The 23,105-nt window shown below is 71.8% G+C and carries 15 protein-coding genes and 1 pseudogene; 11 read left to right on the top strand and 5 right to left on the bottom strand.

Going from position 1 to position 23,105, the window contains the following annotated elements; translation table 11 throughout:
• Positions 1-159 precede the first annotated feature (159 nt).
• Positions 160-2,532: a rhamnogalacturonan lyase gene (locus ACFS27_RS28915; protein WP_377190775.1), complete on the top strand. Its 2,373-nt coding sequence runs from the start codon at positions 160-162 to the stop codon at positions 2,530-2,532.
• Between the two features lie 57 nt (positions 2,533-2,589).
• On the opposite strand, the gene ACFS27_RS28910 is transcribed toward ACFS27_RS28915, so the two are convergent.
• Positions 2,590-3,849, bottom strand: coding sequence for a glucuronyl esterase domain-containing protein (locus tag ACFS27_RS28910; protein ID WP_377190773.1), 1,260 nt, complete (start codon positions 3,847-3,849; stop codon positions 2,590-2,592).
• A 147-nt stretch (positions 3,850-3,996) separates the two neighbouring features.
• Entirely contained in the window at positions 3,997-5,022 is a 1,026-nt protein-coding gene (locus tag ACFS27_RS28905) for a LacI family DNA-binding transcriptional regulator (RefSeq protein ID WP_377190771.1), read from the bottom strand.
• A gap of 87 nt (positions 5,023-5,109) precedes the next feature.
• Here ACFS27_RS28905 and ACFS27_RS28900 point away from each other — a divergent pair, with 87 nt between their 5' ends.
• Positions 5,110-5,472 carry an L-rhamnose mutarotase gene (locus ACFS27_RS28900; protein ID WP_377190769.1) on the top strand — a complete coding sequence of 121 codons (363 nt, stop codon included), beginning with the start codon at positions 5,110-5,112 and terminating at the stop codon, positions 5,470-5,472.
• A 133-nt stretch (positions 5,473-5,605) separates the two neighbouring features.
• On the opposite strand, the gene ACFS27_RS28895 is transcribed toward ACFS27_RS28900, so the two are convergent.
• Positions 5,606-7,045, bottom strand: coding sequence for an APC family permease (locus tag ACFS27_RS28895; protein ID WP_377190767.1), 1,440 nt, complete (start codon positions 7,043-7,045; stop codon positions 5,606-5,608).
• A 242-nt stretch (positions 7,046-7,287) separates the two neighbouring features.
• Between ACFS27_RS28895 and ACFS27_RS28890 the strand changes: the two genes are divergently transcribed.
• The 9 genes from ACFS27_RS28890 (at position 7,288) to ACFS27_RS28850 (ending at position 19,983) form a co-directional block, all read left to right on the top strand.
• The gene (locus tag ACFS27_RS28890) at positions 7,288-8,817 is read left to right on the top strand and encodes a sugar ABC transporter ATP-binding protein (RefSeq protein WP_377190765.1); all 1,530 of its coding nucleotides are present in this window, start codon (positions 7,288-7,290) and stop codon (positions 8,815-8,817) included.
• A complete protein-coding gene (locus tag ACFS27_RS28885) occupies positions 8,814-9,887 on the top strand; it encodes an ABC transporter permease (protein ID WP_377190763.1) in 1,074 nt (357 codons plus the stop codon). Before ACFS27_RS28890 ends, ACFS27_RS28885 begins: the two co-directional genes overlap by 4 nt.
• On the top strand, positions 9,884-10,879 hold the full coding sequence (locus ACFS27_RS28880) for an ABC transporter permease (protein WP_377190761.1): 996 nt from the start codon (positions 9,884-9,886) through the stop codon (positions 10,877-10,879). The genes ACFS27_RS28885 and ACFS27_RS28880 overlap by 4 nt, the downstream gene beginning before the upstream one ends.
• Positions 10,880-10,890: 11 nt before the next feature.
• On the top strand, positions 10,891-11,910 hold the full coding sequence (gene rhaS / locus ACFS27_RS28875; RefSeq protein WP_377190759.1) for a rhamnose ABC transporter substrate-binding protein: 1,020 nt from the start codon (positions 10,891-10,893) through the stop codon (positions 11,908-11,910).
• Positions 11,911-12,188: 278 nt separating this feature from the next.
• The gene (locus ACFS27_RS28870; RefSeq protein WP_377190757.1) at positions 12,189-14,156 is read left to right on the top strand and encodes an N-acetylmuramoyl-L-alanine amidase; all 1,968 of its coding nucleotides are present in this window, start codon (positions 12,189-12,191) and stop codon (positions 14,154-14,156) included.
• A gap of 193 nt (positions 14,157-14,349) precedes the next feature.
• Positions 14,350-15,525, top strand: a complete 1,176-nt coding sequence (gene rhaI / locus ACFS27_RS28865; protein ID WP_377190755.1) for an L-rhamnose isomerase — start codon at positions 14,350-14,352, stop codon at positions 15,523-15,525.
• Positions 15,522-16,421, top strand: a complete 900-nt coding sequence (locus ACFS27_RS28860) for an alpha/beta hydrolase (RefSeq protein ID WP_377190753.1) — start codon at positions 15,522-15,524, stop codon at positions 16,419-16,421. The genes rhaI and ACFS27_RS28860 overlap by 4 nt, the downstream gene beginning before the upstream one ends.
• Positions 16,418-18,514 carry a bifunctional aldolase/short-chain dehydrogenase gene (locus tag ACFS27_RS28855; protein WP_377190751.1) on the top strand — a complete coding sequence of 699 codons (2,097 nt, stop codon included), beginning with the start codon at positions 16,418-16,420 and terminating at the stop codon, positions 18,512-18,514. Before ACFS27_RS28860 ends, ACFS27_RS28855 begins: the two co-directional genes overlap by 4 nt.
• A complete protein-coding gene (locus ACFS27_RS28850; protein WP_377190749.1) occupies positions 18,511-19,983 on the top strand; it encodes a rhamnulokinase in 1,473 nt (490 codons plus the stop codon). The genes ACFS27_RS28855 and ACFS27_RS28850 overlap by 4 nt, the downstream gene beginning before the upstream one ends.
• A 175-nt stretch (positions 19,984-20,158) precedes the next feature.
• Here ACFS27_RS28850 and ACFS27_RS28845 read toward each other — a convergent pair.
• Positions 20,159-21,148 (bottom strand): annotated as a pseudogene (locus ACFS27_RS28845) (substrate-binding domain-containing protein); the annotation flags it as partial.
• Complete coding sequence (locus ACFS27_RS28840; RefSeq protein WP_377190747.1) at positions 21,145-23,028, bottom strand: heparinase II/III domain-containing protein; 1,884 nt, start codon at positions 23,026-23,028, stop codon at positions 21,145-21,147. The gene ACFS27_RS28840 and the pseudogene ACFS27_RS28845, both read right to left, overlap by 4 nt.
• Between the last annotated feature and the right edge of the window lie 77 nt (positions 23,029-23,105).

Below are 23,105 nucleotides of genomic sequence, written 5' to 3'. Positions count from 1 at the left end.
CCGAACTCGTTCGACTTCGGTCGGTCGGGATGAGATCGGTCCGTTGATTGACCGATCTCATCCCGACGGACCGATCTCAGCCGCATTCGATGATCCGCGCTTGGCGGCAGTGCCGCCGTCGAGCGACCTCCAGAACAGAATTCAGAGAGGAATTCGACCATGATCCCGAGGAGAATCCGCGCGGGTGCTGTCCTGGCGACAGTGCTCTGCGTCGGCCTGAGCGGCCTGACAGCAGCGGCGCCGGCGGGCGCGGCGTCGGCCCCCGCGCACGTTCCGGCCGATGCCCGCACCACGACCCAGACCACGACCCAGACCACGACCCAGACCACCACGCGGGGCGACCAGCCCGGCAGAGGGCGCGGCACCGAGCGGTTCGACCGCGGACTCGTGGCGGCCGCGACCAGCGAGGGAGTGTTCCTGAGCTGGCGGCTCCTGGCCGCAGAGGTCACCGGTCACACCGACTCAGGCCTGGCGGGTCCCAGCTTCGCCGTGTACCGCGACGGCCGGCGGATCGCCACGGTGACGGACTCGACCAACTACCTTGATGCGGACGGGTCGGCCGACGCGCGCTACCGCGTGGTGCCGCTCGGCGGACCGAGCAAGGGCAAGGCCGCGTCAGCAGGCGTCTGGGGCGATGGCCACCTCGACATCCCGCTGAACAAGCCGGCCGACGGCGTCACGCCCGTCGGCGAGGCGTTCACGTACCGGGCGAACGACGCGTCCGTCGCCGACCTCGACGGCGACGGCGACCACGAGATCGTCGTCAAGTGGGACCCGTCCAACTCCAAGGACGTCTCCCAGGTGGGGTACACGGGAAACGCCTACCTCGACGCGTACGAGCTCGACGGCACGCAGCTCTGGCGCGTCGACCTGGGCGTCAACATCCGTGCGGGCGCGCACTACACGCAGTTCCCCGTCTACGACTACGACGGCGACGGCCGTGCCGAGCTGATGGTCAAGACCGCCCCCGGCACGAGCGTGACCAGGTACGACGACGGCGAGCCCGCCGGCAGGCGCTACGTCACGATCCCGCGGGAGGACCGCGCGGCCGGCGTCACCAACGGTGACGACTACCGGATGTCGGCCGACGACTACCACGAGCACCTCGTGGACCTGTTCCGCGGCTGGTCGTCGCGGTCGGAGGTGACGAGCGGGCAGTGGCCCGCCACGCTGGAGGAGGCGTGGGGCATCGACGCCACGTGGTCCTACCCCCTGTCCGACGCCGAGGCGCGTGCCGCCGCGGACCACTTCATCGACGTCTACGCACCGTCCCGCTCGGCGCGGAACCAGCTGCGCCAGTTCGAGGGCTTCGTGCTGAGCGGCCCCGAGTACCTCACCGTCTTCGACGGGCTCACGGGCCGGCCGATGGAGACCGTCGACTACGAGCCGGGGCGCACCGACGACGGGCTCCTCTGGGGTGACTACGCGATGTCGCGCATCGAGCCGGGCAACCGGGTGGACCGGTTCCTGTCGGGCGTGGCCTACCTGTCCGAGGGTCGGCCCAGCGCGATCTTCGCGCGCGGCTACTACACGCGGTCCACGATCGCCGCCTACGACTGGGACGGGAGGAACCTGACCAAGCGCTGGCTCGCCGACTCGGGCTGGACGCCGATGAGCAACCCGTTCAACGACAGCCCGCACGGGGTGCCGGGCACCTCGCCCGAGTGGGGGAGCCTCACGACGCAGGGCTTCCACTCGCTGTCGGCGGCCGACGTCGACGCGGACGGCAAGCAGGAGATCGTCTACGGCTCGGCGACGCTCGACGACGACGGCTCGCTGCTGTACTCGTCGTTCGACACCCTGCCAGAAGGCTCCGCGAACCCCGGGGCGAGTGCGGGGCTGGGCCACGGGGACGCCATGCACGTGACCGACATCGACCCGGCGCGGCCCGGCCTCGAGATCTGGACGGCGCACGAGGGCGGCGCCTGGGCGCCGTACGGCTCCGCGATGCGTTCGGCCGAGGACGGGGCGGTGCTGTTCGGGCAGTACTCCGGACGGGACACGGGCCGGTCCATGATCGGCGACGTGCTGCCGGACGTGCCAGGTGTCGAGGTGTGGGCGTCCATGCCGGACGGCACGCTCGGCTCGGGCACGCTGAGTGCTACGGGCGAGCAGGTGGCGCCGTCGTCCGCGGGAACAAACCAGTCCGTGCGCTGGGCGGGCGACGGGACCACGCAGCTGATCGAGGGCTCGGGCGACGCGGTGCCGACCATCCGCGACTGGACACGCGGCACGGTCGCAACCCTCGACGGGACGCTGACGAACAACGGCACCAAGGGCAACCCGTCGCTCGTGGCCGACGTGCTCGGGGACTGGCGCGAGGAGGTGCTCGTGCGGACCACCGACTCGAGCGCGCTGCGCCTGTTCCTGTCGACCGAGCCGACCGGCATCGCGATGTACACCCTCATGCAGGACCCGCAGTACCGCGTCGAGGTGGCGCGCCAGCAGACGTCCTACAACCAGCCGTCGTACCCGGGCTTCTACCTTGCCTCGGACACGAACTGGCCGGCGGTCCCGGTTCCGGGCCGTTAGTCGGAGAGGGTCTCGACAGGCTCGGCCACCGCTGGTCGAGCCTGTCGAGACCCTGCGTCAGCTCAGCGTCGGCGTCGTCCAGCTCCTCCACTCCGCGAGGTTGCCGGACTTGCTCGGCGCCACGCGGAACACCCCCGGCGCGCTGCCCGACCCCAGCAGGAACCTCTGGATGCTCGCCTCCATCGGCGCCCGCCACTCGGACCGGTTGGCGCAGTGCGTGCCGTCCGCGACGTCGGACACGTAGGAGATGTTCGACGTCGCGCCGAGCGCCGTGTAGATCTCCCGGCCGGCCAGCGCGGCGACGCTGCCGGAGCGGGCCCCGAGCCAGTCGACGCTCGGGTTCTCCATCAGGAACAGCCCTCGCGGCGCGATCATCCCGATCACCGAGTGGGTGTCGACCGGCAGGCCTGCCGGGTTGTTGACGTACGAGCCGAAGGCGTCGCCGAGCCACGGCTGCTCGCCGTACCCGCTGCTCAGCGGCTGTGCGCCGGACTCGGTGGCGACGCCGCGCAGGATCGGCGCGCCGGCGGTGCCCGACTCGACGGGCATCGTGAGGTCGATGCGCTGGTCGAAAGCTCCGGTCACGAATGCGCCCTTGCCGAAGCGCGAGCACCCTGTCACGCCGAACGAGTCGGTGCGCAGGATGCTGCCGTCCGACCGTTCGATGACGTCGATGATGCGGCTCACACCCCAGCCCCATGCGACCAGCAGCCCCGTGCTGCTCGACGACCCGTAGAGGTCGTAGAACGCGCCCCGCTTGGTGGTGCGGCCCGTGCCCTCGGCACCGGCGACGTAGGGGTCGAAGCGGATCACGGCCGCGCCGCTGTTCTTGATGGTGGTGGTGTCCGTGCCGAACCCGCCCAGCACCACGACGGCGGGGAACGGTCCGTTGCCGCTCGGTAGTTCTACCGAGGCCGAGAAGCTCGCGGACCGGCCCTGGTCCGACACGTCCACGGTGATCCCGGTCCTCGACACCGTGCCCGTGACGCTCTGCGGAGCGGCCGGCTTGGCGCCGTAGACGGTGTTCTCCGCGTGCTTCTTGATCTCGGCCCGACGGCACTCCCAGTCCGCCCTTGTAGTGACCCGGGTGCCGTCGTTCCTGGTGAACGGGTCGGGCAGTGTGGCGTTCGAGCCGGGACCGCCCGGTCCGACGGCGCAGTGGGCGCCGTCGAACTCGTCGCTGACGCCGCTCGCCGTGGTGCCACTGGTGACTCCCGCGCCGAGGCTGGTGACCCCGGCCGGCACCGTGGCCCTGGCAGGGAGGGCCTGCGCTCCGGCGGCGGAGACCGCCAGGCTCGTCACAGCCACGAGTGCCACGGCCCAGGTCCTTGATTGTGGTAAACGATTTCGACGTGCGGGCACCATTGCCTCCAGGTCTTGAGGGGGCTCGCACGCTACGAGCGGCCGGGGGAGCGCGGCAACGACCTTAAACGTTACGGAGCCTCGGTCGAACCCGGCTGGACCCTAGCTCCGCTCGGACGAGCTCGAGCCACGGATGACCAGCGTGGGCTGGAACATGACGTGCTCCGCCGCCGCGTCGGTCCCGCTGAGCAGCAGGTCCGCTGCGCGGACGCCGAGCTCGTGCGTCGGCTGGCGCACCGACGTCAGGGGCGTGGCCAGCTCGGCGGCGAACGCGACGTCGTCGTACCCCACCACCGCCACGTCGTCGGGGACGGAGATGTTCTCCGTACGGAGCGTGCGCAGCACGCCCAGCGCCACCAGGTCGTTCACGCAGAAGACGGCGGTGGGCTGGTCGCCGGACTCCAGGAGCCCGCGGATCGCGGCCTCGCCGCCCTCGGCGTTGAGGCTGGTCACCGTGACCTCCAGGAGGGCGGTCGCCGGATCCAGCCCCGCGGCGACGAGCGCCTTGAGCACGCCTTCGTGCCGGTCGGCACACTGCCTGATCGTGTGCGGGCCGTTGAGGAACACGATGCGCGTGTGGCCCTCGTCCAGGAGGTGCCGGGCGGCGAGCTCGCCGCCGCGGACGTCGTCGACGGCCACCGACGAGATGCTCGGGTCGGACGACGGGCGGTCCAGCAGCACGACGCCGGTACCGCGCCGTCGGACGGCGAGCAGGTGGTCGATGTCGTTGGTGGCAGGGACGACCATGACACCCTGCACGCCGTGCTCCTCGAACAGGCGCAGGTAGCGCTGCTCCCGGTCGGGGTCGTCGTCGGACGACGCCACCATGAGCGTGAAGTCGTCCCGGTCCAGGCGCTCCTCGATGCCCCGTGCGACGTCGGTGAAGAACGGGTTGGCGATGTCGAGGACGATGGCACCGATGGTCGTGATGGTGCCGGCGCGCAGCTGCCGGGCGGACCCGTTGCGCACGAAGCTCAGCTCCTCGATGGCCGCCTCGACCCGCTCGCGGGTGCCTGGCAGCACACGTTCGGGCCGGTTGAGCACGTTGGAGACCGTGCCGACGGAGACACGGGCGGCACGGGCGACGTCGGCGATGGATGCTCGTCGGTGAGCGGCCGGCTGGGTCATGGAGCGCCTCCTTGCTTCGGGCTACATTATGAACCGTTTCATGACGAGGGTCGCCCTTCGGTGGGCGCGGGAACCGGAGGACCGGAGATGTCGAGCAATTCTGCGGGCGCACGCGTCTGTTTCACGTCCCGGGTGCGGGCAGACCGAATCCCGGAGTACCGGGCGGCGCACGCCGCCGTCTGGCCCGAGATGCTGGTGGCCCTGCGCGACACGGGCTGGCGTGACTACCACCTGTTCCTGCGCGACGACGGCCTGCTCGTCGGGATCCTGGAGACCGACGACTACGCGGCGGCGCAGCGCGGGATGGCCGCCACCGAGGTCAACGCGCGGTGGCAGGAGGCGATGTCGGGGTTCTTCGTGGACGACGGAAACCCGGACGACGGGTTCGTGCTGCTGGACGAGGTGTTTCACCTGGAGGCCCAGCTGGCGGCGCTGGAGGACGCGGGCTGACCCCCGGTCGTTCGCCACCTCGTCCGCGGTCGGTCCCTGGTCGCGACACGAGTTCCTTTCGAGACCAAGGTTGACCCGCTCTGGGTAGTCTCAAAGAGAATCAACCCTGGTCTCGAAGGTGAGGCGGGGCGGGTCAGTTGATGCCGCCCTCGCGTTCGCTCAGCGCGTCGGGGTCCGTGATCTTGGTGGGCTCGGGGCGGTTGAACGCCCAGGTGACGAACCACAGGACCACGCCGATGAGCAGGAGCCAGCCCGCGATCTGGTACTGGAGCGGGTCGCGCCCGGTCCACGGCCCGACGAAGAACGCGCAGAGCAGCGCACCGAGGATGGGCAGGGCGGTCGGAGCCACGAAGTGTCTCCGGTCCACGATGTTGTTCCGCAGCTTGAGCACCGCGACGTTGACGATCGTGAACACCGCGAGCAGCAGGAGCGACGTGGTGCCACCGAGCGCGGCGATCACGCCGGACTCCTCCTGGAGCGTCACGAGCACGATGAGCCCCAGCGCGATGAACGTGGTGAACACGATCGCGGCGGTCGGGGTCCGCCGCCGTGCGGAGACCCGCCCGAGGAACGGCGGCAGCACCTTCTGCTTGGCCATCCCGTACAGGAGGCGCGACGCCATCAGCATGTTGATCAGGGCCGAGTTCGCGACGGCGAAGATCGTGATGAACGGGAAGATGGAGCCGATGGGGAAGCCGGGCAGGGCCCGCTCGACCACCAGGGTGAGCGGGGTGTCGCTCGCGCCGAGCTCGCCCACCGGCACGATCGCCACGGTGAAGATCGCGACCAGCACGTAGATGACGCCGGTGATGCCGATGCCCGCGATCATCATGCGCGGGAAGTTCTTCACCGGGTCGTGTGTCTCCTCGGCCATGTTGACGGCGTCCTCGAACCCGACCATCGCGAAGAACGCCAGCGCCGTCGCGGCGGTCACGGCGAGGAAGGCGCTCTTGTCGCCGGGGCTCTCGAACACCATGACGCGGCTGAAGTCGGCCTGTCCGCCGAATGCCGCGAAGACACCGACCAGGATGATGAACAGCAGGCCGGAGAGCTCGACGAGCGTGAGCACGATGTTGGCCTTCACGGACTCGCCGACGCCGCGCAGGTTCACCGCCGCGACCAGAGCCATGAAGACCAGCGCGACGGCGACCACGGTCCAGGTGCTCGGTTCGTCGATGCCAAGACCCACGAGCAGGTTGGACCCGACGGCGCGGGCGGCGGTGGAGGCAGAGGTGATGCCGGAGCACATCACCGTGAAGCACACGATGAACGTGAGGAAGTGGATGCCGAACGCCTTGTGCGTGTACAGGGCGGCGCCGGCGGCCTGCGGGTACTTGGTCACGAGCTCCAGGTAGGAGAACGCGGTGATGAGCGCGATGAGGAACGCGACGATGAACGGCGCCCATGCCGCACCGCCGACCTCGGCGGCCACCTGTCCGGTGAGTGCGTACACGCCGGTGCCGAGAATGTCGCCGACGATGAAGAGCAGGAGCAGCTTCGGCCCCATCACTCGCTTGAGCTCCGTGGGTTCCTCGCCGAGCGCCGCGTGCTCCTCGGCCGCTGGTCGGGTCATCTACGGTCACCTCCGTCCGAGGCGGCACGTCCTCGGGCCGCCTCCCAGTGCTGTGGGCAGTGATCACCCCTGATCGATCAAGAGTCGCGTAAGCGGCACCGCACGGCAACGGACTCGCCGTAAGTTCTTGACGCTCTGACCTGCTGGGTCTATCTTCCGAAGTATCGGTTTGAACGATTCAACCCGGATGCGAGACAGACCTGCGGTCACCGCCGACCGCCCGCACAGCTCGACGGAGAGATATGCCGAACGCCGCACCGACGCTGCGCCTCGAGGGGGTCGCCAAGTCCTTCGGGCCGGTGACCGCGCTCCGGTCGGGCACCCTCGTGGTCCAGCCAGGCAGTATCCACGCCCTCGTCGGTGAGAACGGGGCGGGCAAGTCCACCCTGGTCAAGGTCGTGGGCGGTGTGCACCGCCGGGACACCGGCGTCGTCGAGCTCGACGGTGAGCCCGTCGACTTCGCCGGGCCCGCAGAGGCCAAGGCCGCAGGCGTCGCCGTCATCCACCAGGAGCCCGCGAGCTTCCCCGACCTGACCGTCACCGAGAACATCTTTCTCGGCCGCGAGCCCCTCGGCCGGTTCCGCCGGATCGACCGGCGCGCCATGCGCGAGGGCGCCCTCGACCTGTTCCGGGACCTCGGCGTCGACCTGGACCCGGACCGCCCCGCCGAGGGGCTGTCCATCGCGGACCAGCAGATCGTCGAGATCGCCAAGGCGATCTCCCTGGATGCCCGGCTCCTGGTCATGGACGAGCCGACGGCGGCGCTGAGCGCCGTCGAGGTGCGCAGGCTGTTCGCCGTCGCCCGCGGGCTGCGCGACGCAGGCCGGGCCGTCGTCTTCATCTCCCACCGGCTCGACGAGGTGGCCGACCTCTGCGACACCGTCACCGTCATGCGCGACGGTGCGCACGTCTCGACGGACGCCGTCGCCGACGTCACGCCCGACGAGCTGGTCCGCCGCATGGTCGGCCGCGACGTGGCCGAGCTCTACCCCAAGGTCGCGAGCACGCCCGGCGAGGTGGTGCTGCGCGTCGAAGGACTGGAGTCGACCGGCACCTTCCACGACGTGTCGTTCGAGGTCCGGGCGGGCGAGATCGTCGGTCTGGCCGGGCTGGTCGGTGCCGGGCGCAGCGAGATCGCGCGGGCGGTGTTCGGCGTCGACCGGTACGACGCCGGACACGTCACCGTCAGCGGGCGCGCCCTGCGGCCGGGCGACCCGGCGGAGGCCATCGCGGCGGGCCTCGCCCTCGTCCCGGAGGACCGGCGCCTCCAGGGTCTCGTCACCGAGTCGTCGGTGGTCCGCAACGTGAGCGCCGTCGCCCGGAAGAGGCTCGCCCGCCTCGGCATCCTGCTGCCCGACGCCGAGGCGCGCCTCGCGCGCGACTGGTCCGGGCGCCTCGCGGTGAAGGCAGGGGCACTGGACGCGCCGGCCACCACCATGAGCGGCGGCAACCAGCAGAAGGTGGTGCTGGCGAAGTGGCTGGCCACCGGACCGAAGGTGCTCATGGTGGACGAGCCGACCCGCGGCATCGACGTCGGTACCAAGGCAGAGGTGCACCGGCTGCTGTCCACACTGGCCGCCGAAGGGCTGGCCGTCCTGATGATCTCGTCCGAGCTGCCGGAGGTACTGGGGATGGCCGACCGGGTGCTCGTGGTGCGCGAGGGGCGCATCGCCGCCGAGCTGAGCCGCGCGGAGGCGACACCGGAGGCCGTGATGCGCGCGGCGACGCCGGGCGCGTCCGAGACCGGCTCCGAGACGGAGGGGGCGGCATGAGAAGCGTGCTCCGCCGTCGCGAGGCAGGCATCGCCCTCGCCCTCCTGGCCGTGATCGGCGTGACCACCGCCGTGCAGCCCGGGTTCCTGCTCAGCGGGGTGGGCTGGCGCGACCTGCTGCTCACGCCCGCGATCCTCGTGGTGCTCGCCGTCGGCCAGGCCGTTGTGGTCATCACGCGCAACGTGGACCTGTCGGTCGGCTCGGTCCTGGGGCTCACGGCGTACCTGACGGGCCGGCTGTTCATCGCGGCGCCGGACCTGCCGATCGTCGTGGTGGCCCTGGTCGCGGTCGCTGCCGGTGCGCTGCTCGGCCTGATCAACGGCTCCATCGTGGCGTTCGCCAGAGTGCCGGCCCTCGTCATCACGCTCGGCACCCTCTACGTCTACCGAGGCGTGACCCTGACGTGGGCAGGCAGCGACCGGATCGACGCGGGCGACATGCCGCGCACCTTCCTCGGCCTCGGCACCCAGCAGGTGCTGGGCGTGCCCGTGCTGACCATCGTCGCCGCGATCGTGCTCGCAGCCGTCGCCTACTACCTGCACACCTCGCGCGGCGGACGGCAGCTGTACGCCATCGGGTCCGACCCCGACGCCGCCGCGCTGCAGGGCCTGCCCGTCCGCCGTCGGCTCCTGGGAGCGTTCGCCCTGGGCGGCGCCCTCGCCGGGCTCGCCGGGGTCATGTTCGCGGCCCGGTACGGGACGGTGTCCTCGGGTGCGGGAACCGGCATGGAGCTCCAGGTCGTCGGCGCCGTGGTGGTGGGCGGCGTGGCGATCTTCGGGGGCAGCGGCACCGTCGCGGGCGCAGCGCTCGGCGCGATGCTGCTGCTCACCATCAACAGGGCGCTGCCCGTCGTGGGCATCCCCGACTTCTGGCAGCGCGCCGTCGTCGGCGTGCTCATCATCGGCGCGATCGCGCTGGACCGCGTGCTCGCGAACCGCCGCTCGCGCCGCCTGGCCGCCGCACGCGACGCAGACCCGCCGTCCGCCTCCCCACCCGACAGCGGCACGCCACCCGGCGGCACCGCGCCGCCCGGTGCCGGCCCGAACGACCGCGAGGAGGTGACCACATGAGGACCCACGCCCGTCCGTGGTGGCAGCGTGCGCTGCTCACCCGGGAGATGCTGACCATCCTGATCCTGGTCGTGGCCTGGATCGTCGCCGCCTCGGTGGTGCAGGGCTTCGACGGCCCGCTCACCATCACCTACCTGGTGCTCGACGTCGCACCGGTGCTCCTCATCGCCCTGCCCATGACCCTGATCATCGCGACGGGGGAGATCGACCTGTCGGTCGCCTCGGTGGTGGGACTCTCCAGCGTGACCTTCGGGCTGCTGTACCAGGCAGGCCTCGGCCTCTGGCCGGCCCTGCTGGTGTCCGTGCTGATCGGCGCGGTGTGCGGGGCGGTCAACGGCGCGCTCGTCGCGTACGGAGGCCTGCCGTCGCTCGCGGTCACCATCGGCTCGCTCGCCCTGTACCGCGGCCTCGCCGTCGGCCTGCTCGGCACGACGGCGGTCACCGGCTTCCCCGAGACCTGGACCGACGGCGCGACGGAGAACCTCGGCGAGTCGCCCTACCCGGCCATCACCCTCGGGCTCCTCGCGCTGATCGCGGTGTTCGCCGTGCTGCTGCACGCGACGCCGTTCGGCCGGAACGTGCTCGACATCGGTCGCAGCAAGGAGGCCGCCCGGTTCTCCGGCGTCGACGTCAAGCGGACGCTGCTGATCCTGTTCGTGCTGTCCGGGGCGGTGTCGGCGCTCGCAGGCGTCTACTACACGCTCCGCTACGGCAGCGCGCGCGGCGACAACGCGACCGGCATGGAGCTCCAGGTGGTCGCCGCCGTGCTGCTGGGCGGGGTCTCCATCTTCGGCGGGCGTGGGGCGATCCACGGCGTGGTCGCGGGCGTCCTGCTCATCGGTGTGCTCGGCAGCGCGCTCCGCCTTGAGGGCGTCACGGTCAACGTCATCAACATCGTGATCGGCACGGCACTGGTTGTTTCCGTGGTCGCCCCGCGTATCGCGGGCGGCCTGAGAGTCCGGCGGCGAGCTGCCGCCGGGCAGCGAACGTAGGGAGACGGACGATGAAGTTCACATCTGTGCTCGCGGCCGGCACGGCCGCTGTGCTGGCCCTTGGGCTGACCGCGTGCGGTTCCGGCGGGGGCAGCGGGGACGCCGGTGGTGGTGACGGTGACGTCACGATCACCGTGCTGCCGAAGAACCTGGGCAACCCGTACTTCGAGGCGTCGACGGCGGGCGCCGAGGAGGCCGGCGAGGAGCTGGGCGCCACCGTGGAGGAGGTCGGGCCGGACACCGCGTCGCCCGACGCCCAGGTGCCGTTCATCAACACCGCCGCACAGCAGGGCGTCGGCGCGCTGGTGGTGTCGGCGAACGACCCGACGGCGATCGGTGACGCGCTGGAGGAGGCGCGGTCGGCGGGGACCAAGGTGGTCACCTTCGACTCGGACACCGAGCCGCAGTTCCGCGACCTGTTCATCAACCAGGCCTCCGCGGAGGGCATCGCGGACAAGCAGCTCGAGCTCGTGGCGGACCAGATCGGGGGCGAGGGCGAGATCGCGATCCTGTCCGCGTCGGCCAACGCGACCAACCAGAACGCGTGGATCGCGCTCATGGAGGAGAAGCTCGCCTCCGACTACCCGGACATCGAGCTGGTCGAGACCGTCTACGGCGACGACGACGACCAGACCTCGTTCGACAAGACGGCCGCGCTGCTCCAGTCGCACCCGGACCTCAAGGGGATCGTCTCGCCGACCACCGTCGGTATCGCGGCGGCGGCGCGCTACGTGTCGACGTCGGACGCCAAGGGCAAGGTGGCTGTCACCGGCCTCGGTACGCCCAACCAGATGCGGGAGTACGTCGAGGACGGGACGGTCGAGGCGTTCGCGCTCTGGAACCCGACCGACCTGGGCTACCTGGCGACCCAGGCCGCCGCGGCCCTGGCCGCCGGCGACATCACGGGCGAGGAGGGCGACACGTTCGAGGCGGGCCGCCTTGGCGAGTTCACGGTAGGAGCCGACGGCGAGGTCCTCCTGGGCGAGCCGTACGTGTTCGACGAGAGCAACATCGCGGACTTCGATTTCTGAGGTAGTCCCGCGAGACAGTCGGTAGAACGTCAGGTGGTCGGCACCCCGGGGGTGCCGACCACCTGACGTTCTACCGAACACGCTGGCGTACGAAACTTCACCCCCTGCGGGTGGGTGAAATTTGGGGGCAGCTCGGGGCGGTCGCCGCTAGTGTCCCTGTGTTATTTGCGTGGTTCGCGCTGGTGCGATCCACGCTCAATACGAGGAGGACAACTGTGGCTCGGCATGTGGCGGCATCAACATCCAGATCGAAGCTGACGGCTTCGGTCGCCCGCAGCGTGGTGGGAAAGGCAATCATCCTCGGCGCGGCGCCGGCGATCATGCTCGGCGGCGCACTCGCGCCGTCGGCAGCGGCGCAGACGCTGGAGCCGTCCTTCGAGCCCGAGGGTCGCTCGGCCCCCGTGTCCCCGGAGGACTCCGCCCTCCCGGACGCCGGGACGACAGAGGCGACGGTCGAGACCATCGCGGTCGCCGCGGCTCCCGCCGCCAAGACCGAGCGGGTCGCTGACGTGACCAAGGCGGCCCCGGCGGCCCGTGCCGCGGCCGCGGAGCGCAGCACCGTGGCCGACGGCGAGATCGTGCTCGACACGACCGACGACGCCGGGCGCATCGCCGGCGAGGTCGCGGCCCCTGCGGGGTTCCAGACCGTCGGTGCCAGCTGGCCCGCCGCGATCGACGCCCAGGTGCCGGAGCTGCAGGTCCGGGCCCAGGCAGAGGACGGTACCTGGGGACAGTGGACCCACCTGGAGAAGTCCAGCGACGTGCCGGACGGTGAGCAGACGGAGTTCCTGTCCGCACCGGTGCACGTGGGTGAGGCAGTGGCGGTCCAGGTGGCCACCGTCGACAAGGCGGCGTCCGTCCCCGAGGGCATCAAGCTCACCCTCGTGACGTCGGAGCAGGTGCAGACGGTCGCCGCGACGACGTCGGGCGCAGTGGAGGCGTCGGCCGCCACCAACGGGCCGACGATCGTGACGCGCGCCGAGTGGGGCGCCGCACCGCCGCGCCCCATCGACGACTGCCCGCCGGCCGGCGGGGACGGCGTGCCTGGCACCACCTGGGGCGCGGCGGACCGCCTCGACGGCGCCGTCGTGCACCACACGGTGAACCCCAACGACTACGCGACGGTCGCCGCGGCGATGCAGCTCATCCGCAACGACCAGGCGTACCACCAGAACAGCCACGGCTGGTGCGACATCGGCTACAACTTCCTGGTCGACAAGTGGGGCAACATCTACGAGGGCGCCCAGGGCAGCATCGAGGACCCGATCATCGGTGCGCACGCAGGCGGGTTCAACACCCGGACCGTCGGTGTGTCCATGGTCGGTACCTACACGAACGTGGCGCCGTCCGCTGCGCAGAAGGACGGCGTCGCGCAGATCGCCGGCTACCGGCTCTCGCAGTACGGGGCGAACCCGGCCGAGAGCGCGACCTTCACCTCGGCGGGCCTCACCTCGGGCGGTCGCTACGCGGCCAGCGAGCAGGTAGTGCTGCCGCGCGTGTTCGGGCACCGTGACACGCACCAGACCGAGTGCCCCGGCGACATGGGCTACCCGCAGCTCGCGAGCATCCGGAACGCGGCTGCCGCCTACGCCCAGGAGTACACGGAGGTCGCGGAGCAGTACACGAACTTCGTCCAGGCGGTCTACAAGGACAGCCTCGGCCGCGAGGCCACCACGGCCGAGATCGAGGGCTGGGAGTACCGCGTGTCGGTGAACGGCCAGGGCGTGCTGGCCGACGCCATGGCGACGTCGAACAACTACCGGACCGCGCGGATCATCGCCGCGTTCGAGGCCACGCTGGGCTACACGCCGTCGGACGCCCAGGTGGACAGCCACATCGCCGGCGTGCGGAACGGGACGCGGACGATCGACGAGGCCGAGCCGTTCCTCATGGGAACCTCGACGTACTACGGCCACGTGGGTGGTACCGACCGCGCGTACATCACCGCGCTGTACCAGCACATGCTGCACCGGACGCCCACGGCGAGCCAGCTCGACCACTGGGTGTCGCGGCTGTCCACGCTGGGCCGGGCGGGCGTCGTCGACGCCCTCTGGCGCAACCGCTCGGCGGTGCAGGTGCGGGTGGTCGCCACCTACGAGCACTACCTGAACGAGACCCCGAGCGACAGCACCACGACGTTCTGGGTCGACACGCTGACCAGCAACACGGGCAAGGACGAGGCGACGTTGCGGCGGGCGATCCTCGTCACCCAGCGGTACCTCGACCTCGCGGACTCGCGGTACTGAGCGCACGGCCGCCGCAGGGCGGATGATCGGCAAGGACACAGGTGGTCGGCAGCCAAGCTGCCGGCCACCTGTCGTCGTCGGTCGGACGGGTGCGCTGACCGACCCACGCTTGACCACCCGGCGTCGCCGGAATAGGCTTTCAGTGAATCGTTTCAAGGTGCGTACGAGGATGTGCGCGGAGAGGGAGGACGCCATGGCGGCATCCGTACGGACCCAGGTGGCCAAAGCAGCGCTACGGCAGCAGACGATCGAGCTGCCCTCGTGGGCGTTCGGGAACTCGGGCACGAGGTTCAAGGTCTTCGGTCAGGCCGGCGTGCCGCGGGACCCGTTCGAGAAGCTGGCCGACGCCGCGCAGGTGCACCGGTACACCGGCGTCGCACCGCGGGTCAGCCTGCACATCCCCTGGGACCTGGTCGACGACTTCGGCGTGCTTGCCCGGCACGCCGAGGACCTGGGCGTGCAGATCGGCATGATCAACTCGAACGTCTTCCAGGACGACGACTTCATGCTCGGCTCGCTCGCCCACCCCGACCCCCGGGTCCGGGCGAAGGCCGTCGACCACCACAAGCAGTGCATCGACGTCATGCGGGCAACGGGCTCGAAGGACCTCAAGGTCTGGCTCTCCGACGGCCTCAACTACCCCGGCCAGGACTCGATCCGGGCCCGCCAGGACCGGATCGCCGAGTCGCTGAGCCAGATCTACGCGGCGCTCGACGACGACCAGCACATGGTGCTCGAGTACAAGTTCTTCGAGCCCGCGTTCTACATCACCGACGTGCCGGACTGGGGCACGTCCCTGCTGCACGTCATGGCCCTGGGCGACCGGGCCAAGGTGGTGCTCGACACCGGCCACCACGCCCCCGGCACCAACATCGAGTTCATCGTGGCGCAGCTGCTGCGCCAGGGCCGCCTCGGTGCCTTCGACTTCAACAGCCGCTTCTACGCCGACGACGACCTCATGGTCGGCGCGGCGGACCCGTTCCAGCTCTTCCGGATCATGCACGAGATCGTGTCCGCCGGTGCCCACGCACCGGACAGCGGGGTCAACTTCATGCTCGACCAGTGCCACAACATCGAGCCGAAGATCCCCGCGCAGATCCGGTCGGTCATGAACGTCCAGGAAGCGACGGCGAAGGCGCTGCTCGTCGACGTCGAGGCGCTCACAGCGGCCCAGCTGTCGGGTGACGTGCTCGGCGCGCACGCTGTCCTCATGGACGCGTACGACACCGACGTCCGGCCGCTGGTGGCCGAGCTGCGCGAGGAGATGGGCCTGGACCCGAACCCGACCGCCGCGTTCGCGGCGTCCGGCTACGCGGAGAAGATCGCTGCCGAGCGTGTCGGAGGCGCCCAGGCCGGGTGGGGCGCGTGAGCGTCGCCGTCGGCGACCGGGTGCTGCCGGGCCCGCACGGCGACCTCCGGGTGCGGGTCTACGAGCCCGCTGCGGACGTCGAGCGGGTTGCCGGGCTCGTCTGGGCGCACGGGGGCGCGTTCATCCGTGGCAGCCTCGACATGCTGGAGGCCGACTGGGTAGCCCGGAGCCTGGCGGACGCAGGCGTCGTCGTCGTGAGCGTCGACTACCAGCTCGCGCCCGCGTCCGACCCGGCCGGACCGTGGTCGGGCCCGGACGGGCAACCGCCGGGCGTGCGGTTCCCGGTGGCCTCGGAGGAGGTGTCGTTCGCCCACGGCTGGGCGCAGGACGCCGGGCTCGGCGTCGGACCCGAACGATGGTCGCTCGGCGGGGCGAGCGCCGGCGGGAACCTGGCGAGCGGCGCGTCGCTGCGTCTCAGGGACGCCGGCGGTACGCCGCCGCGCAGCATCGTGCTCGCCTACCCCGTGGCGCACTTCGAGCTCCCGGCGCCGAGCGCGGAGCTGTTCGAGAAGATGACGCCGGACTGGCGCAGCCCCGGTTCCCTCGCGTCGATGAACGCCAACTACCTGGGGCACGACGGCCCGCCGACGTCGCCGTACGCCTTTCCCGGCGGCCAGGACCTGCGGGGTCTGCCGCCCACGTTCGTCCTCAACTCCGACCACGACGGTCTGCGCGCCTCGGGCGAGGCGTACGCCGCCGAGCTGGCCGCCGCCGGCGTCGACGTGCTGCTCGTCCGGGAGGACGGCACGGAGCACGGCCACCTCAATCATCCCGAGACCCCCGGCGCGGTGCGCAGCATCGCGCGCATCAGCACGTGGCTCACCGTCGACGCGCTCGTCGGCACGCCTCACGAAGCTCCCCACGACCGACCCGAGACGGAAGCAGCAGCCCGATGACGAACCAGACTGCCGGCGCGACAGACAACCCGACGGTGACCTCGCTCGTCGCCCGTTCGAACCGGCTGGGCGCCGACCCGAGGAACACGAACTACGCGGGCGGCAACACGTCCGCGAAGGGGTCGGCCACCGACCCCGTGACGGGCGAGCCCGTCGAGCTGCTGTGGGTCAAGGGCTCCGGCGGCGACCTCGGCATGCTCCGGCCCCAGGGCCTCGCGGTGCTGCGGCTGGACCGGATGCGCGCGCTCGTCGACGTGTACCCGGGCCTGGACCGCGAGGACGAGATGGTCGCAGCGTTCGACTACTGCCTGCACGGCAAGGGCGGCGCGGCGCCGTCGATCGACACCGCCATGCACGGCCTCGTCGACGCCGCCCACGTGGACCACCTGCACCCCGACTCCGGCATCGCCGTGGCCGCCGCTGCCGACGGCGAGGCGCTCACCCGGGCGATCTTCGGCTCAGATGTCGTGTGGGTGCCGTGGCGCCGCCCGGGCTTCCAGCTCGGCCTCGACATCGCCGCGATCAAGGCGGAGAACCCGCAGGCCATCGGCTGCATCCTGGGCGGGCACGGCATCACCGCCTGGGGCGACACGAGCGAGGAGTGCGAGGCGCGGTCGCTGGACATCATCCGGCGTGCCGAGGCGTTCATCGAGTCGCGGACGGCGGCCCTCGCGGCCGACGGCGTGCACCCGTTCGGTCCGGCCCGTCCAGGCTACGAGCCGCTGCCCGACGCCGAGCGGCGCGCCCGTGCGGCGGCGCTCGCCCCGGTGGTCCGCGGCATCGCGTCGGCGGACGCGCCGCAGGTCGGCCACTTCACGGACTCCGACGTCGTGCTCGACTTCCTGGCGCGGGAGCGGCTGCTGCCGCTCGCGGAGCTCGGCACGTCGTGCCCCGACCACTTCCTGCGCACCAAGGTGAAGCCGCTCGTCGTGGACGTCCCGACGTCGGCGACCGTTGAGGAGACGGTGACCGCCCTGCGCGCTGCGCACGCCGCGTATCGCGCGGACTACGCCGCCTACTACGAGCGGGGCGCCGAGGCGGCGCGGGCGCGCGGCGAGGAGCCGCCGGCGATGCGTGGCGCCGACCCGGCGATCGTCCTGGTCCCCGGCGTCGGCATGTTCTCGTACGGACGCAACAAGCAGACCGCACGGGTGGCCGGCGAGTTCTACGTCAACGCGATCAACGTGATGCGCGGCGCGGAGACCATCTCGACGTACGCGCCCATCGCGGAGGAGGAGAAGTTCCGCATCGAGTACTGGGCGCTCGAGGAGGCCAAGCTGCAGCGCATGCCGGCGCCCAAGCCGCTGGCGACCCGGGTCGCCCTGGTGACCGGGGCGGCGTCGGGCATCGGCAAGGCGATCGCGCAGCGGCTCGCCGCAGAGGGCGCCTGCGTGGTCGTGGCGGACCTGGACACCGCGAAGGCCACCGCAGCAGCGGCCGAGCTGGGTTCCGCGGACGTCGCCATCGGCGTGGCCATGGACGTGTCGTCCGAGGTGGCCGTACAGGCGGGGATCCGAGAGGCGGTGCTGGCGTTCGGCGGTGTCGACCTCGTGGTGAACAACGCAGGCCTGTCCCTGTCCCGGTCCCTGTTCGACACCACCGAGGCCGACTGGGATCTGCAGCACAGCGTCATGGCCAAGGGCTCGTTCCTGGTCTCGCGTGAAGCGGCGCGGGTGCTCGTGGACCAGGGCCTCGGCGGCGACATCGTCTACATCTCCTCGAAGAACTCCGTGTTCGCGGGGCCGAACAACATCGCCTACTCCGCGACCAAGGCCGACCAGGCGCACCAGGTGCGCCTGCTGGCCGCGGAGCTGGGCGAGCACGGCATCCGGGTGAACGGTGTGAACCCGGACGGCGTCGTGCGCGGCTCCGGCATCTTCGCGTCCGGCTGGGGCGCCAACCGGGCCGCCGTGTACGGGGTTCCGGAGGAGAAGCTCGGCGAGTTCTACGCGCAGCGCACCCTGCTCAAGCGCGAGGTGCTGCCCGAGAACGTCGCGGCCGCGGTGTTCGCGCTGTGCACCTCGGACTTCTCGCACACGACCGGTCTGCACGTGCCCGTCGACGCGGGCGTGGCCGCGGCGTTCCTGCGGTGAGCGCGTCGGGGTTCGTCGCGATCGACCTGGGTGCGACCAGCGGCCGGGTCATGCTCGGCGTGCTCGACGGCGGGCGGGTCGAGCTGGTCGAGTGCGGCCGGTTCTCCAACGGCCCAGTGGACTCCGGCGACGGCCTGCGCTGGGACGTCGAGGACCTGTGGGCGGGGATCCTCGACGGGCTGCGTGCAGCGGGCACCCTGGCGGAGCGGACCGGGGTCGAGGTCCGCGGCGTCGGGGTGGACTCGTGGGCGATCGACCACGGGCTGCTCGGTCCGGACGGCGGGCTGGTGGGGGACCCGTGGTGCTACCGGGACGCCCGGACCGAGGGGGTGGCGGACCGGGTCTACGAGCGGATCTCCTTCGCCGGGCACTACGCCGTCAACGGCCTGCAGCACCTGCCGTTCACCACGGAGTTCCAGCTCGTCGCGGGAGCCGACGGCGGCCCGGGCTCGGCCGAGCTGGCCCGCGCCTCCCGGCTGCTGCTCGTGCCCGACCTGATCACCTACCGGCTGACGGGGCGGCAGGTCGCGGAGGTCACGAACGCCTCCACCACCGGGTTGCTGGACGCGAGATCGCGGACCTGGGCGACCGGCCTGCTGGACCGGCTGGCCGCCGAGTATCCCGGGCTCGCCGGGCTGGGCGAGCTGCTTCCGGACCTCGTGGAGCCGGGGACGGTGGTCGGTCCCCTGACGGACGCCGTGCGCGAGACGACGGGCCTCGGCAGGGTCCCGGTGTTCGCCGTGGCCTCCCACGACACCGCGTCAGCGGTGGTCGGGACGCCGCTGCCGGAGGACGGGGCCGCCGCCTACATCTCCTCGGGGACCTGGTCCCTGGTCGGGGTGGAGCTGCCGGCGCCCGTGCTCACCGACGCGAGCCGGGAGACGAACTTCACCAACGAGCTCGGTGTCGACGGCACCGTCAGGTACCTGCGCAACGTCATGGGCCTGTGGGTCCTCGACGAGTGCGTCCGGGAGTGGTCGGTGGACGCTTTGCGGGACGAGGGCCCTCCGGTCGACCTCGGCGTGCTGCTCGGCGAGGCTGCGGCCGAGCCGGGCGGCCGGTGCCTCCTCGCCGTGGACGGCGACGAGTTCCTGGCCCCCGGCGACATGCCGGCCCGGGTGCGCGCCGCGATCCGGCGCGCCGGCGCCGAGGTACCGGAGACCCGGGCGGCACTGGCACGGGTGGTGCTGGACAGCCTCGCGGACGCGTATGCCCGGGTGGTCCGGCAGGCAGGCGAGCTGGCCGGGACCGAGATCCGGGCCGTGCACGTGGTCGGTGGCGGCTCGCAGAACGAGCTGCTCAACCGGCTCACGGCGGAGGCGACCGGCCTCCCCGTCGTCGTCGGACCGGCCGAGGCGACGGCGCTCGGCAACATCCTGGTCCAGGCGCGTGCGTCCGGCGTCGGGCCACGCACGCTCGCGGGCCTGCGGACCGTGGTCCGCGAGAGCACGGAACTGCGCACGTTCTAGAACCGAGCGGACAGGATCGGGGCTCTCGGGTACGGGCGCACCGGCCTACGTCGAGGAGCGCACCATGAGCCGAGGGCTCAGCTCGATCCGGCGCACCGGCTGGTCCTCGCCGATTCCCAGCCGGCGCGTCAGGAGCTCCACCGCGCCCGCCCCGATCGCTGCCCTGGGGGGGCCGCATCGCGGTGAGCGGAGGATCTGCGAGGCCGGCCACCTCGTCGTCGTAGGCGACGAGCGCGAGGTCCGCCGGGATCCGCACGCCGCGCTCCTGCGCCTGCTCCACCAGGGAGATCGCCTCTCGGTCGGAGTGGACCAGGAGCGCGGTGGCGCCGGACTCCGCGCACTTGTCCAGGACGGCAGCGGCCTCGCCGGCCCAGCCGGTGTCGGACACCGGGACCGTCTCGAGGTCGAGAACGACGGCGAGCCCCAGCTCGTCGGCAACTGCGAGAAACCCGCGCCGGACGGCGGTCGAGTGCGGACTGGTCCGCGACGTCACCAGCCCCACCCGCCGGTGCCCACGCTCCGCGACGTGGCGCGCGGCGGTCCCGGAGCCGAGCGCGTGGTCGGTGGCCACCGACTCCAGCGGCTCGCGGTACGGTCCGGCCGCCAGCCGCCGCTCCATCAGCACCACCGGCAGGTCGAGCCCAGCCAGCCACTCGCCGAGCTCCGTCGCCTCGGGCCCTTCGACGGGCGGCGCGACGAGCAGGCCGTCGACCCCCGGGCTGCCCTCGTCCCCGACGAGCGCCGCGACCTGCCGCCGCACCTGGTCGACGTCGTACGACGCGCCCCGCAGGATCAGCCGCGCGACCCCGTCCGCGGCACCTCGGGCACCGCGGATCACCTCGGGCCAGTAGTAGTCGATCGAGGGCACGACCATGCCGATCGTCAGCTGGTCGACGCCGGCGGACGACGCCGCACCGGGTTGGGGAATACCCGTGCTGGCACCGGTGCGAGCACCGAGGCCCGTGCTGCGGGCCGGGATCCGGGCACCGCCGTGCACCTTCTCCAGCGTGCCGTCGGCGACGAGCAGGGCCAGGTCACGCCGCACGGTCACAGGGGTGACGCCGAGCACGCGTGACAGGTCGCTCACGCGCGCCGATCCGGTCTCCCGTACCCGCGCGATGAGGCGCGCCCGACGCTCGCTGGGGAGCGGCGCTTCCTCAGTCATGCAACCTCCTGCGGTCCGGACCCGGTGGGTCTCATGGTTACTCGGAACGTGCCGGACGGCGCCTCTGCGCGCGCCGTCAGCCGCAACCTCGTGAGGTGCTCGCCCCAGACGGCGGCCAGCTCCGGGTCGTCCAGCTCGCGCAGGTCGACCTCGGCGTCGGCGGCCTCAGCATCCCAGGTCAGGGCGAGTGTGCGGGCCGGCGTCGGGCCGCCGTCCGGGGTGAACCGGACCAGTGCACCGCCCCGCGTGAGCGTGACGTCGCCGGCCAGGAGCCAGTGCCACGCCGTCGGGCCGTCGGCGGACGCAGGGGCGCCCGCGTCCGCGAAGGTCCAGGAGTCCTCGACGGTCACCGTCTCGGCGTCCGGGTCCAGCGTGGTCTCGCGCCACCAGTGCTCGAGCCCGTCGACGGGGTAGGCCCCCGCGAGATCCAGCCGGGCGCGCCAGGGGTGGGAGTCCGCCTCGCCGTCCGACACCTCGAAGCCACGCGCGCCGAACCGCTCGCCCGGCGCCTGCTCCGCGCCGCGCACCCGCGGGACGTTGTGCCAGTCGCCCCGGACCGCCCACAGCTCGTACCGGTCCGGCCCGAAGGTCCCTGCGCGGTACGTGGGCTTGCCGGCGTCGACCACGACGGGCACGCCGTCGAGCGCCACGATGACCGAGCCCACGTCCACATGGTTGTGGTTCTCGCCGTTGTGCCCGCCCTTGACCGACACCGCGACGCCGCGTGCGGACCCGGGCGCCGAGCGAGCCACGGCGACCCCGGTCGAGGGGAACAGCGCCCGCCCGACCAGCGGCGGCGCGGCTGCCGGTGCCTCGGTCCATGCGGCGTCGGAGAGCATCCGGACCGCCCGGGGGAGGGAGGCGCGCTCGTCGAACAGGCCACCCGGCAGCCCTCGACGGGCGGCTGCGTGCCGTGCCGCGGCGTCGTCGCCCACGCGCAGCGCCCACGCGTGCAGCACGTTCCACGGCCAGGTCGCGAGCGGCCGCGCGGCGCCGTCGGCGACATTGACGTACCAGTCGCCGCCGAGGTGCATGGAGTGCGGGAAGGCGACGGTCGCCCGGATGCGGTCCAGCGCCGCCTGCTCCGGCTCGATCCCGGCGAACCCGAGCAGATCCTGCGCCTCCAGTGCGCGGGCGGCGCCCTGCCACCAGTAGTGGTAACCCTCGTCCACCCCGCCGTCGGCGGGCAGCGAGGCCCAGTAGGCGGCGATCCCTTCCGCGACGAGCGCGGTGACGGCCCGACGCCGGCTCGGGTCCTCCTCGAGCGCGAGGTTGGCGGCGAGCACGTTGCCCTGGATCCACGGGCTCCAGTTCATGATCGGATGGTCGACGCCGAGCCACCACCAGTCGCGCCGGTCGGCGAACGGTCGCAGCACCCGTGCCTGCGTCTCGTGCCGGACGCGCCACCGGATGCCGGGCGCGCGCTCGTCGAGCGCCGGACCGAGCAGGTGGTCGACCCACGCGAGCTGCGCGGCCACCTCGCCGGCCCCGAGGTCGAGGTAGGGCTCGGTGACGGTGGGAGTGACCCGGCCGAAGCGGCCGAACGTGTCGTCGTGCGCGGCCCAGCACCAGGTCGACTGCTCGCACAGCAGCAGCACGCCGTCGACCACCTCGTCGACACGCTCTGCGCTCGGATCGAGCAGTGCGGCCAGCGTGGCGCGGGTGAGGCGCGCGTGCCGGGCGGCGACCTGGGCCTCGTAGACGGTGCGGTCGCCGTCGCGGAAGAACCGGGCGTACTGCGAGGCGAGGGTCTGCGGCCAAGGGGTCGCGCGCTCGGTGTCGGCCGTCGCGAGCGTTGGCACGAGGGTCTCGACGACGCGGCAGGACGCCCAGAAGCTCCGGTCGGCGACGTCGGGAGCAGGCAGCGACGCTGCTGTCATGTGCTGTCCTCCAGTGATCGAAAATGATCGTATAGGAACTCATCGAAAAGGGCCAGGGGCTTGCCAAGTGTGTGCAG

The organism is Promicromonospora vindobonensis (assembly GCF_042685865.1).
Lineage (GTDB): Bacteria > Actinomycetota > Actinomycetes > Actinomycetales > Cellulomonadaceae > Promicromonospora > Promicromonospora vindobonensis.
The sequence above is the reverse complement of the archived record's forward strand: the minus strand, read 5'-3'. Positions and strand labels throughout refer to the sequence as shown.